Origin of the sequence: Pseudomonas fluvialis, from assembly GCF_002835605.1 — a bacterium.
GTDB classification, from domain to species: domain Bacteria; phylum Pseudomonadota; class Gammaproteobacteria; order Pseudomonadales; family Pseudomonadaceae; genus Aquipseudomonas; species Aquipseudomonas fluvialis.
The window spans coordinates 100079-112673 of sequence record NZ_PIYS01000002.1 but is presented as its reverse complement, the minus strand read 5'-3'; the positions used below and the strand labels follow the sequence as shown (position 1 = coordinate 112673).

At 60.5% G+C, this 12595-nt stretch carries 13 protein-coding genes; all 13 read right to left on the bottom strand.

The window, feature by feature from the left end; all coding sequences use genetic code 11:
- Positions 1-50: 50 nt before the first annotated feature.
- On the bottom strand, positions 51-1334 hold the full coding sequence (gene flhF / locus CW360_RS01200; protein WP_101192461.1) for a flagellar biosynthesis GTPase FlhF: 1284 nt from the start codon (positions 1332-1334) through the stop codon (positions 51-53).
- A gap of 15 nt (positions 1335-1349) precedes the next feature.
- Positions 1350-3473 carry a flagellar biosynthesis protein FlhA gene (gene flhA, locus CW360_RS01195; protein WP_101192529.1) on the bottom strand — a complete coding sequence of 708 codons (2124 nt, stop codon included), beginning with the start codon at positions 3471-3473 and terminating at the stop codon, positions 1350-1352.
- Between the two features lie 92 nt (positions 3474-3565).
- Positions 3566-4702, bottom strand: a complete 1137-nt coding sequence (gene flhB, locus CW360_RS01190) for a flagellar biosynthesis protein FlhB (protein ID WP_093985722.1) — start codon at positions 4700-4702, stop codon at positions 3566-3568.
- A complete protein-coding gene (gene fliR, locus CW360_RS01185; RefSeq protein WP_093985723.1) occupies positions 4703-5479 on the bottom strand; it encodes a flagellar biosynthetic protein FliR in 777 nt (258 codons plus the stop codon).
- A gap of 1 nt (position 5480) precedes the next feature.
- A complete protein-coding gene (gene fliQ, locus CW360_RS01180) occupies positions 5481-5750 on the bottom strand; it encodes a flagellar biosynthesis protein FliQ (RefSeq protein WP_093985724.1) in 270 nt (89 codons plus the stop codon).
- Between the two features lie 12 nt (positions 5751-5762).
- The gene (gene fliP / locus CW360_RS01175; RefSeq protein WP_245874646.1) at positions 5763-6482 is read right to left on the bottom strand and encodes a flagellar type III secretion system pore protein FliP; all 720 of its coding nucleotides are present in this window, start codon (positions 6480-6482) and stop codon (positions 5763-5765) included.
- A 35-nt stretch (positions 6483-6517) separates the two neighbouring features.
- Complete coding sequence (gene fliO, locus CW360_RS01170) at positions 6518-6943, bottom strand: flagellar biosynthetic protein FliO (RefSeq protein WP_101192459.1); 426 nt, start codon at positions 6941-6943, stop codon at positions 6518-6520.
- A gap of 4 nt (positions 6944-6947) precedes the next feature.
- Entirely contained in the window at positions 6948-7424 is a 477-nt protein-coding gene (gene fliN / locus CW360_RS01165; protein WP_093985727.1) for a flagellar motor switch protein FliN, read from the bottom strand.
- Between the two features lie 41 nt (positions 7425-7465).
- On the bottom strand, positions 7466-8437 hold the full coding sequence (gene fliM / locus CW360_RS01160) for a flagellar motor switch protein FliM (protein WP_093985728.1): 972 nt from the start codon (positions 8435-8437) through the stop codon (positions 7466-7468).
- Positions 8438-8449: 12 nt separating this feature from the next.
- Positions 8450-8971, bottom strand: coding sequence for a flagellar basal body-associated protein FliL (fliL, locus tag CW360_RS01155; RefSeq protein WP_093985729.1), 522 nt, complete (start codon positions 8969-8971; stop codon positions 8450-8452).
- 189 nt (positions 8972-9160) lie between these two features.
- A complete protein-coding gene (locus CW360_RS01150) occupies positions 9161-10447 on the bottom strand; it encodes a flagellar hook-length control protein FliK (RefSeq protein WP_101192458.1) in 1287 nt (428 codons plus the stop codon).
- A 65-nt stretch (positions 10448-10512) separates the two neighbouring features.
- Entirely contained in the window at positions 10513-10866 is a 354-nt protein-coding gene (locus CW360_RS01145; protein WP_093985731.1) for an Hpt domain-containing protein, read from the bottom strand.
- 30 nt (positions 10867-10896) lie between these two features.
- Complete coding sequence (locus tag CW360_RS01140) at positions 10897-12546, bottom strand: ATP-binding SpoIIE family protein phosphatase (RefSeq protein ID WP_245874645.1); 1650 nt, start codon at positions 12544-12546, stop codon at positions 10897-10899.
- Between the last annotated feature and the right edge of the window lie 49 nt (positions 12547-12595).

Sequence of the window (12595 nt, the reverse complement as noted above, 5' to 3'; positions counted from 1 at the left end):
CAAAGGCCGCTGACTATTTCTTCTGTGACCCTCAGAGGGCCGGCCGTCAATTACCCGGCGCGCAGTGTTGACTGCTGGTACAAGCCGGCAAAAGCGCCTGCCATCACGTCTTCACTCGGTTCTTCCGGCAGCTGCAGGCTGACCGCACGACTAACCAGCTGATGACTCTTGGGCAGCTGCAAATCATCCGGAATCCGCGGACCATCGGTGAGATAGGCTACCGGCAGTTGCTGGCCTATGGCCAGCTCCAGAACCTCTCCCAAGCAGGCTGCCTCATCGACCTTACTGATGATGCAACCCGCCAGACCACAACGTTTGTATCCATGGTAGGCGGCTTTGAGCACTTGGCCCTGGCTGGTAGCCGCCATAACCAGGAAATTTTTCACTTTCAACCCGCGATTGGCCAGCGCCTCCAGTTGCAGGCGCAACGCCGGGTCATTAGCCGGCAGGCCTGCCGTATCGATCAGCACCAGCTTCTTGCGCGCCAACGGCGCCAACACCTGGCTCAGCGACTGCCCAGGATCAACCTGCAGTACCGGCACATTGAGAATACGCCCAAGGGTCTTGAGTTGCTCATGGGCACCGATGCGAAAGCTGTCCATACCCACCAACGCCAGCCCCTGTGGGCCATGCTTGAGCACATGACGCGCGGCCAGCTTGGCCAGGGTGGTGGTTTTGCCCATGCCGGCGGGACCGACCAGAGCTACCAGACCGCCTTCTTCGATCACTTCCTGCTCGGGAATGCGAATGGCATGCGCCAGGTGCGCCAGCAAAAGACGCCAGGCTTGACGTGGGTCGTTGATCCGCGCCACACGCTCCAGCATCTGACGGCTCAGCTCAGCAGACAGCCCCAGGCGTTGCAGGCGCCGCCATAGACTGGCCTGCTGAGGTTGGCGACTCTGCAGCTGTCCCCAGGCAATGGAACCTAACTGCACTTCAATCAGCTCACGCAAGCCGTGCAACTCGGCACGCATGGCATCCAGGGCCTGCTGGTCGGCCGGCGACGTGCTGGTACGCGACGTCATGGCTGCCGGCTTGCGTTCCGCAGCTGCGTTGGCGGCAGCAAATAGCTGGCCATTCTGGCTAGCTTCCAGAGTACGGTTATCCAGCTCGCTACGCGCCGCAGCAATTTTTGCCTGGGTAGCGCGCAGCTCCTGCTCCAGCTGTGGATTGGCCTGACTGGCCGGCGGCATCTGCACATCCAGCGCCGCGGTCAGCTCGACCCCACCGGCCACACGGCGGTTGCCAAGGATGCAGGCATCGGCACCCAGTTCATCGCGCACCAGCTTCATGGCCTGGCGCATATCGGCGGCGAAGAAACGTTTGACCTGCATGAGCGGAGCCCTCGATTAGTTCTGTCCCACCGTAGCTACGATGGTCACCTGCTTGTTGTCCGGGATTTCCTGGTAGGCCAGTACATGCATGTTCGGCACCGCCATGCGCGCAAAGCGCGAGAGCATCGCCCGAACCGGTCCTGCCACCAGAAGAATCGCCGGCTTGCCCAGGATTTCCTGGCGCTGCGCGGCTTCGATCAGCGAACGTTGCAGCTTCTCGGCCATACCCGGCTCAAGAAGGATGCCGTCTTCGCTGCCTTGTCCGGCCTTCTGCATACTGTTAAGCAACAACTGTTCCAACCTTGGTTCCAGGGTAATCACCGGCAGCTCCGGCTCAAGCCCCACAAGGCTTTGCACGATGGCACGGGCCAAGGCAACGCGCACCGCGCCAACGATCGCGGCGGGATCTTGACTCCTCGGCGCCACAGTGGCGATCGCCTCGGCGATGGTGCGGATATCACGCACCGGCACCTGCTCCTGCAGCAGCGCCTGCAACACTTTGAGCAACCCGGACAGGGAAATCAGCCCCGGCACCAGCTCTTCGGCAAGCTTCGGCGAACTCTTGGCCAGCACCTGCAACAACTGTTGAACCTCTTCATGGCCCAATAGCTCATGGGCATGCTTGTTGAGCACCTGGTTGAGATGGGTTGCCACTACGGTGCTGGCATCCACCACGGTGTAGCCCAGTGATTGAGCCTGATCACGCTGGCTGGCATCGATCCACACCGCCTCCAGACCAAACGCCGGATCCTTGGCGGCAATGCCGTTGAGACTGCCAAATACCTGGCCAGGATTGATTGCCAATTCGCGATCCGGATACACCTCGGCCTCAGCCACACTCACCCCCATCAGGGTCAGACGATAGGCATTGGGCAAGAGATCGAGGTTATCCCGGATATGCACCGAGGGCATGAGAAAGCCCATGTCTTGCGACAGCTTCTTGCGTACGCCCTTGATGCGCGCCAGCAACTGGCCGCCCTGGTTACGATCGACCAACGGAATGAGTCGATAACCCACTTCCAGGCCGACCATATCGACCGGCATCACATCGTCCCAGCCCAGCTCCTTGACTTCCGCCGGACGCTGCGCCACCGCCTGCTCCTGCTGCACGGCCAACGCCTTGCTTTCCGTCTCGCGCACCTGCTTCTGGCGATGCCAGATCCAGTAGGCACCACCGGCTGCCAGCAAACCCAGACCAATGAAGGACACGTGCGGCATGCCAGGCACCAGGCCCATGGCAATCAGAATGGCCGCAGACACCGCGAGTGCCTTCGGCGAGGCGAACATCTGTCGATTGACCTGTCCACCCATGTCTTCCGAGGTGGAAACACGTGTCACCATGATCGCCGCAGCGGTCGACAGCAGCAGCGAAGGGATCTGCGCCACCAGACCGTCACCGATGGTCAGCAAGGCATAGACCTTGCCGGCATCGACGAAACTCATCTGGTGCTGAGCCATGCCGATGGCGATACCACCGATCAGGTTGATGAACAGAATCAGCAAGCCTGCCACTGCATCACCGCGCACAAACTTGCTGGCACCATCCATCGAGCCATAGAAGTCAGCTTCCTGGGAAACTTCCGAGCGCCGCGTTTTGGCCTCTTGCTGATCGATCAGGCCGGCGTTGAGATCGGCATCGATCGCCATTTGCTTGCCGGGCATGGCGTCCAGGGTAAAACGCGCGGAAACCTCGGAAATACGCCCGGCGCCCTTGGTGACCACCACGAAATTGATGATCATCAGGATGGCGAAAACCACCGCACCTACTACGTAGTTGCCGCCGATCACCACCTCACCAAAAGACTCGATCACCTTGCCGGCCGCATCGCCGCCTTCGTGGCCATTGAGCAGCACGACACGCGTAGAGGCTACGTTGAGGGCCAGGCGCAACAACGTGGCCACCAGCAGGATGGTCGGGAACACCGCGAAATCCAAAGGGCGCATGGCATACACGCAGACCAGCAGGACAACGATGGACAGGGCAATATTGAAGGTAAACAACACGTCCAGCAGGAAGGGTGGCATCGGCAAGGTCATCATGCCGAGAATAGCCAGCAGCAATAGCGGCACACCGAGGTTGCCGCGACTGAGGTCTGCCATATTGCTGCGCAGATTGCCGATCAGTTGACTGCGATCCACTGCCACCTTGTATCCCCTGCCCATTCAAACTTTTGACGCCACCCGGCGCGTTACAGGGGATATCGCAAGAAGTATTCCAACTTTGCCAAAGATCAGCTGTCGCGCTGCAGATCCGGCGGAATCGGCAAGTCCGGCAGCGGCCCGGGACGCTTACCCTTGCCGGCGCGGAACTGCTTGAGCTGATAGACGTAGGCCAGCACCTGGGCCACCGCCAGGTACAAGCCGGCGGGGATTTCCTGGTCCAGTTCCGTGGAATAGAACACCGCCCGCGCCAGCGCCGGCGACTCCAACAACTCGACACGATGTTCCTGGGCAATTTCGCGGATTTTCAGGGCCAGGAAGTCTCCGCCCTTGGCAACCAGGCGCGGTGCGCCCCCCTTGTCGGCATCGTACTTGAGCGCCACGGCAAAGTGCGTCGGGTTGGTGATCACCACATCGGCCTGCGGAACCTCCTGCAACATACGGCGCTGGGCCATTTCATATTGCAGTTGGCGGATACGCGACTTGACCTCGGGCTTGCCCTCGGTGTCCTTGAACTCGTCGCGCACCTCCTGCTTGGTCATCATCAGCTTCTGTTTGTGATCCCATAGCTGAAAGGGCACGTCGATAGCCGCGATAAGGATCAGACTGCAGGCCATCCACAAGGAACACCAGCCAACAATCTGCGCGCTGTGTGCAATAGCCTGCGGCAGGGGCTCATGACCAATCGACAGCAGGTCATCCTGATTGGCCATCAACACCGCAACCGCCACCGTTAACACGACCAGGAACTTGCCAACCGCCTTGCCCAACTCCACCAGCGCCTGAACCGAGAACATGCGTTTAAGGCCGGACAAGGGATTCATCCGACTGAACTTGGGCTGCAAGGCTTCGCTGGAAAACAGCCAGCCACCCAACGAAACCGGGCCCGCCAGGGCAATCACCAGCAATGCCATGATCAGTGGTGCCAACAGTTCCAGGGCCAGCTTGCCGGTAGCCAGCAGGTACAGCGCCATGTAGCGTTCATCCAGCAGGACTTCCCGTGACAATTCGAAGTTGCCGCGCATGATGCCCAGCAAGGCATCAGCCATGCCTGCGCCAAACACCAGCAAGCCACCGGCGCCCCCCAGGGTTACCACCAGCGTATTGAGCTCCTTGGAGCGGGCGATCTGGCCTTTCTTGCGCGCCTCTTCCAGGCGCTTGCTAGTAGGCTGTTCGCTCTTGTCGGCGCCACTCTCGCTCTCGGCCATCTAGCGTACCTGTGCCAGTTCACGCAGCCACAACAACGCCTCGCGGGCCAAGTCCTGGTACTGCGCCAGAATATCGGCCATACCCAGCCAGACGATGACCAGTCCCAGAACCAGGGTCAGCGGGAAGCCAATCGCAAAGATATTCAGTTGCGGTGCCGCGCGGGTCATCACGCCAAAGGCGATATTGACCACCAGCAACGCAGTGATCGCCGGCAGCGCCAGCAGCAACCCGGCACCCAGCACCCAGCCCAGGCGGCCAGCAATCGCCAAATAATGATCCAGCAACAAGCCACTGCCCACCGGCAAGGTTACGAAACTCTCTGCCAGAACCTCGAATACCACCAGGTGACCGTTCATGGCGAGAAACAGCAAGGTCACCAGCATCAGCAGGAACTGGCCCAGCACCGCCACGGAAATACCGTTGGCCGGATCGACCATCGAGGCAAAGCCCAGGCCCATCTGCATGGCAATCATCTGCCCGGCCACCACGAAGGCATGAAAAAACAACTGCAGGGAAAACCCCAGCAATGCCCCGACCAATACCTCCTGGCCGATCCACAACCAACCTTGCAGACTGAGCGCATCAATCTGCGGCATGGCTGGCAACACCGGCATCAGCACCAGAGTAAAGGCCAGCGCCAGGTACATACGCACACGCACCGGCACCAGTTGCGTGCCGATGACCGGCATGACCATCAGCAAGGCGGCAATGCGAAAAAGCGGCAGCAGGAAACTGGCTACCCAGCCGCCGATCTGTGCATCACTCAGCGCCAGCATGTCAGCCGATCAGCTGCGGAATGTTGTGGATCAACCGTTCGGTGAACTCCATCAACTGGGTAACCAGCCAGGGCCCGAGCACCACCAGGGTAATCAGCATCACCAGCAGACGCGGCAGAAAGCTCAGGGTCTGTTCGTTGATCTGCGTGGCGGCCTGAAATACGGCAACCATCAGGCCGACAATCAGGCTGGGTACTACGCAGACGGCGACGATCAGCGAGGTCAGCCAGAGCGCTTCACGAAACAGGTCAACAGCAATTTCCGGGGTCATGCCTGTCCCTCGCTAAAAGGTGCCGAAACTGCCGGCCAACGTGCCGATGATCAACGCCCAGCCATCAACCAACACGAACAGCATGATCTTGAATGGCAGGGAAATGATCAGCGGCGACAGCATCATCATACCCATCGCCATGAGAATACTGGCCACCACCATGTCGATGATCAGGAACGGAATGAAGATCATGAACCCGATCTGGAACGCGGTCTTCAGTTCCGAAGTCACAAAGGCCGGCACCAGGATGGTCAGCGGCGCCTGCTCCGGGCTGGCAATATCGGTACGACGTGCCAGACGCACAAACAACTCCAGGTCGGAGGCGCGGGTCTGTGCCAGCATGAATTCCTTGAGCGGCACTTCGGCACGTGCCAGCGCCTGCTGCGCCGGCAGCTGCTCGTTGAGATAGGGCTGTAGCGCCTCGGCGTTGATCCGCTCGAACACCGGCGCCATGATGAACATCGTGAGAAACAGCGCCATGCCTACCAGCAACTGGTTGGACGGCGTCTGCTGCAAACCCAGCGCCTGGCGCAGGATGGAAAACACGATGATGATCCGTGTAAAGCTGGTCATCAGCATGACAAACGCCGGGATAAAGCTCAGCGCCGTCATGATCAGCAGGATCTGCAGGCTGACCGAGTATTCCTGCTGGCCTTCGGCGTTGGTACTCAGGGTAATCGCCGAGATTTTCAGCGGGTCGTCAGCCGCCAGAGCCAATGGCCCGAATAGCATCAGGCCCAGCAGCAGAACGAATCGCAGGCAGCACTTCATGGTTGATCCTTGGGCACGCGCCCCAGGGCTTCCATCAGCCGCTGGGCAAATTCAGGAGTGGCTGGCTGGTGATCCGCCAGGCTGACCGGCGTTTTCAACACATGCAACGGGGTGATTCGACCCGCGGTCAGCCCCAGCAACAGTTGTTCCTCGCCGACCTGCACCAGCAACAGGCGCTCGCGCGGACCCAATGCCTGGCTGGACAACAGACGGATGACCTGCCCACCACGCGGCGTGATCTGTTGCACACGGCGCAGCAGCCAGGCCATCGCAAAGATCAAGCCGAGCACCAGCAGCAAGCCCAACAAGAGCTGCAACAACGAACCCACCCCACCGCTCACCGAAGCATTGGCCGGCCCCTGCGGGTTGGCCAGGGCCACACCACTGACGAGCCAGGCCACGCCAAGAATCAGGCTACGCATGGCCTTAACGCAGCTTCTTGATACGTTCACTGGGGCTGATCACGTCGGTCAGGCGAATGCCGAACTTCTCGTTGACCACCACCACTTCGCCGTGGGCGATCAGCGTGCCGTTGACCAGCACATCCAGCGGCTCCCCGGCCAGACGATCCAGCTCGACCACCGAGCCCTGATTGAGCTGTAGCAGGTTGCGGATGCTGATCTCGGTGCTACCCACCTCCATCGACAGGCTCACCGGAATATCGAGAATCACATCCAGGTTGGGGCCTTCAAGCCCCTGCGGGACGTTGCTGATCTTCGGCGCGGCGCCGAACTCCTCCATGGGCGCACGCGGCGCCGCCGGAGCTGAAGGGGCAGCCGGCGCCTGGTTCATTAGCGCATCGATATCATCCTGGCTGGCCTCATCACCCGCCTCGGCCAACGCGGCCGCCCACTCATCGGCCAGAGCCTGTTCTTCGGGGGAAGTTGCTTCTTCGTCTGCCATAAGCCGACCTCATCCATTCGCTAGTAAGAGTAAGCTGCTGGTCAGCGCGGTCGCTCGACCGGCTCCAGCACTTGCAGCGCCAGGTTGCCCTTGTGCGCGCCAAGCTTGACCTTGAAGGTCGGCACGCCATTGGCGCGCATGACCATGTGTTCGGGCAGCTCCACCGGTATGACATCACCGGGCTGCATGTTGAGAATCTCGCGCAGACGCAAGTTGCGCCGCGCCACCGTGGCCTCCAGTGGCACCTTGACGTCCAGGACGTCTTCGCGCAGGGCCTTGATCCAGCGTTCGTCCTGATCATCCATGTCCGACTGGAAGCCCGCATCGAGCATTTCGCGGATTGGCTCGATCATCGAGTACGGCATGGTGATATGCAGATCACCCCCACCACCATCCAGTTCGATGTGAAAGGTGGATACCACTACTACTTCACTGGGACTGACGATATTGGCCAGCGCCGGGTTGACCTCGGAGTTGATGTACTCGAAATGCACATCGAGCACTGCATGCCAGGCCTCGCTGAGATCCTTGAAGGCCTGGTCAATGACCATGCGCACCACGCGTAGCTCGGTAGGCGTGAACTCACGCCCCTCGATTTTGGCGTGGCGACCATCACCGCCAAAGAAGTTGTCCACCAGCTTGAAGACCAGCTTGGCATCGAGAATGAACAGCGCGGTACCGCGCAAGGGTTTCATCTTCACCAGATTGAGGCTGGTCGGCACATACAAGGAGTGTACGTACTCGCCGAACTTCATCACCTGCACGCCACCCACCGCGACATCCGCCGAGCGGCGCAGCAGGTTGAACATGCTGATGCGGGTATAGCGGGCAAAACGCTCGTTGATCATTTCCAGGGTCGGCATACGTCCACGGACGATGCGATCCTGGCTGGTCAGGTCATAGCTCTTGACGCTACCTGGCTCACTGTCGCTCTCGGTCTCGACGATGCCATCGTCGACCCCATGCAACAGGGCATCGATCTCATCCTGGGAAAGCAGATCCTGAACAGCCATCCGGGCCGGCTCCTACTGCAAGACAAAGTTGGTAAAAAGCACTTGCTCGACCACGCCGTCACCGACTTCCTTCTTGGCCAGTTCCTGCACCGTGGTGGTGGCCTGTTGGCGGAGCATTTCCTTGCCGACGGGCGTCATCAGGCTGTCGAAATTCTGGCTGGCGAACAGCATGTTGAGCTGATTGCGCAGTAACGGCAGGTGTACTTTCAGCGCATCCAGCTTGGCCTGGTCGCGCGCCATCAACGCCACGCTCACCTGCATATAACGCTGCCGTCCGGCATGGCTGATGTTGACCACGAAAGCTGGCGCCACATTCTCATAGATGGCCAGCTGCTTGACGGGGGCCGCAGGCGCTTCGCTCTTGGCCTCGGCCGGCGCATCATCCTTCTTGCCCAGGAAGAACAGCGTCCCCCCCACCGACAGACCAACCGCCAACAGCACCACCACGACAATGATGATGATCAGCTTGAGCTTGCTTTTGCCTGCCGGCTTTTCGTCGCCATCCGGCGCTGCGGCTTTTTCTTTCTTCGCCATGCCAATAATCCGTCGCTAGTCGACCTTTTCAGGCGTAGTTACCAGGTGAGAGCAAGGGTTGTGCCAGACACCTGACCCTGCCCGCAACTCTAGCGTCCCGTACCCGCCGCGCCTACCCCTGACAGCTATTCTTGCCGATAAACAAACGGCCCCTTAACAGGGGCCGCCGTTGGTGTGCGTCATGTACGCTCAGGCGTAATAGTCAACCAGTCCCAAGCCTATGCGACCGGGCTGACTGTGCACTTCGCTAACCCCCTGCAACAGCAGCGGATCGGCTTCCCTGTCGTTGCGTCCGGCCGTTGCACCACGCCCCTCCTCGCCCTGCCCCTGCCAACCGCGGCCTGGCGACTGGTCGGATACATTGACATCCAACTGGGTCATGCCCTGCTGGTTGAACATCTCCCGCAGGCGATGCAACTGGGTTTCCAGGGCATCACGGACGTTGGCATTGGCACTGGCAAAGGTAATCTGGGTCTGCTCCTGATTCAGGCTGATACGCACTTCAAGGCGTCCCAGCTCCGCTGGGTTCAGCTCGATCTCGGCACTTTTCAGATTCTGGCTGGACATCCACATCACCTTGTCCACTGCGCCCTCTGCCCAACCCGGCTGTTGCAGATTGAGCGCTGCACCGGGCACTTGCGGGAGTACCGGTGAAGCCACTCGTGCAGTATTGAGATTATTCTGCGCAATCGCCTGACTGAGCACGCTAAGCCGTGCCTCCAGAGGCTCAGCACGGGGCAGCGAGGCGTTGCTGAGCGGCTGCTCAAGCTGTCTGCTCAGGCTCTCCACGTTTTCTGGCAGCCATTGCTCCACGTGGGGATCACTGCCCGCATTTTCTTCCAGCAGTTCACTGGCGGCCTGCGCCGGCGCCCCGCTGCTACTGGCCAAGGCCGCCTGGCGCTGGGCTATATTGAGCGTGCCGTTTACCTGCAGCTCGGCCTCGGTAGATGGCTTACTGATCTGATCCTGAAGCACAGACGCCGGCTGCGCACCGAGCACGACAGCATCCAGCAGCAAATCAGCGGAGTCTTCCTCAGCCTGGTCAGACAGCTCAGACTGGGCTGCAGCCAGCGGCAGATCAGCCGCAGCGCTTTGCTCCCCCTCTTGTCCGGTCAAGCCAAGCAACAACAGTGGGTCCAGTTCCGCCAAGGCTGACTGATCATCGACGACAGCCGGCAGATCACCGCCTGGCGGGGCATCGCTCGGCAAACCCTTGCCATCAGCGGCAAGCGTATCGCCGTCATGTTGCGCCGGTTTGCCGTCACCGGCGCGCTCAGTCGCACCACGTACCTCTCCAGTCGCGCTGCGTGAAGCAGCCTCACGACGCTCCGGCGCCTGGTTCTGGCGCTCGCGGGCATAGACATTGGAAAAATCATCGCGCCCAGGCTGGGCGGGCTTTTCCGCCGTCTTCGCCGGGGCATAGCGAGGTTTGACCTCGACATTCATCTGCAGCAGCAGATCAGGAGCAACGGCCATGAGCTGTCTCCGTTCCAGGGTTTAGGTAACGGATAAAAAGCAAGGATCGGGCCAGGTTTTACAGATCAGTTGGCGTAGCGTTGACGCTCGCTCTTGAGCAGGATCCGCACGATGGCAAACTCACGGGCAATCTGCTCAACAAGGGCGGGGGCCTGCTCCAGTTGCTCACGGCGCGCACAGTCTTCCAACTGCTTGCACAGGCCGGCCAGCAGGCTGGCGCCCATGTTGCTGCAACTGCCCTTGAAGCTATGCGCGGCCAGACGCAGGGCTTGCGCGTCGGCCCCCTCAAGCCCCTGCTGCAAACCTCGCAGCCGCTCTTCGGAATCGACGATGAAGGTATCCAGCAACACCGGGTACTCGTTTTCCATCACGTCACGCAGCGTTGCCAGTACACTGCCTTCCAGGTGTTCAGCTGCCATCCGCCCGTCTCCTTGCTGCGCGCTGGCGGATTATGCCTGAGCCGGCCAATGGAACTCTACGCTCAGACAGCGCTGAGCCGCTTGCCAATGACAGGCATCCGCCAGTTTTCTGACCAACGCCAAACCACGTCCACTCAACGCATCCTGCGCCTGCGCCGGGGGATGAGCCAGCTGCTCGCTCAGTCCGCTACCACTGTCTTCCACCTGCACACGCAGGCAGCCACCGCCCTGGGCCGCACTACGCACCTCGAACAAAACCCGCACATAACCTTCAGTCAGGCTGGCCAGACCGGCACTACGCGCCTGGTAGTAGCGAGCAAAACCTTCGGCATCGCGCTTGAGGCGAGAGTCCAGACCCAATACGCCATGTTCCAGGGCATTCGAATACAACTCGGCGAGTACCGTATACAGCTGTCCAGCCCGCGCGCGCAGCGGTTGCACCTCCAGCAACAACTGGAGAAGAAATGGCAGCGGATTGTAGTGGCGAAGGCTTTCGGCACGGAACTCGAACTGCACGTTCCAGTCATGCAGAGTACTGCCACCACTCCCTGCCAGGCTTAGCGCGGGACGCTGTAGCCGTGCCTCATCGACCCACTCCACCTCCAGCAGACTGAGATCATCCTTGCTCTGCCCATGAAAGTCGGCCAAGGCTTGCTGGATTTCCGCAAACAGACTGGTCGGCTGCCGATTCGCCAGCAAGAGCTCACAAAGCCGCTGCTCACCAAACAACTCACCCTCGGCATTGCTGGTTTCCAGGACGCCGTCGGAAAGCAGGAAGATGCGATCGCCCTGCTGCAACGGATAGGCTTCGCAGGCAGGATTGAAAGCGCTTTCGTCAAGGATCCCCAACGGCAAGTGCCGGGAAACCAGCGGCTGCAAATGACCATCCATGGAGCGCCGCAGGTAGCCATCCGGCAACCCACCATTCCATACCTCAAGCACCCGGCGCTGAAAACTCAGGTTGAGCAATGCGGCGCAGCAGAAGACCCCCACCGGCAGGATACGCTTCAGCTTGGCGTTCATCTCGCGCAGGATATCGGTCATGCCGAAACCCTTGGCGGTCATGCTGTAGAACACTTCAGCCAGCGGCATGGCACCAATAGCCGCGGGCAAGCCATGCCCGGTGAAGTCACCGAGCAACACGTGCATGCCTCCCGAAGGCTTGAACGCCGCCAGCAACAGATCACCGTTGAACAGCGCATAGGGTGATTGCAGGTAGCGGATATTCGGTGCATTCAGGCAGCCAGAGTGCGCCACCTTGTCGAAGACCGCCTTGGCAACGCGCTGCTCGGTCAACAAGTGCTCGTTATGCCGGGCAATCAGGTCGCGCTGTTCCAGCACCGTGGCCTGCAGTAGGCGCAGGCGGTTCATTGCCTTGATCTTGGCGTCGAGGATTTCCCGGTTGTAGGGTTTGGCCAGAAAATCGTCGCCGCCGGCCTCCAGGCAACGCGCCAGGGCTTCGCTCTCGGTCAGCGAAGTCAGGAAGATGATCGGTACCAGGGTCTGCCCGGCCAGTTGCTTGATGCGCCGGGCCGCCTCGAAACCGTCCATAACCGGCATCAGTGCATCCATCAGCACCAGTTGCGGCTGCTCCTGCTGGAACAAGGCGACAGCTTCCAGGCCATTGGCGGCGGTCAGCACACGATGCCCCTGGCGACTGACGATGGTCGACAAAAGCATGCGGTCGGCCGGGCTGTCCTCGGCAATCAGGACCGTCAGCCGGTTGTCC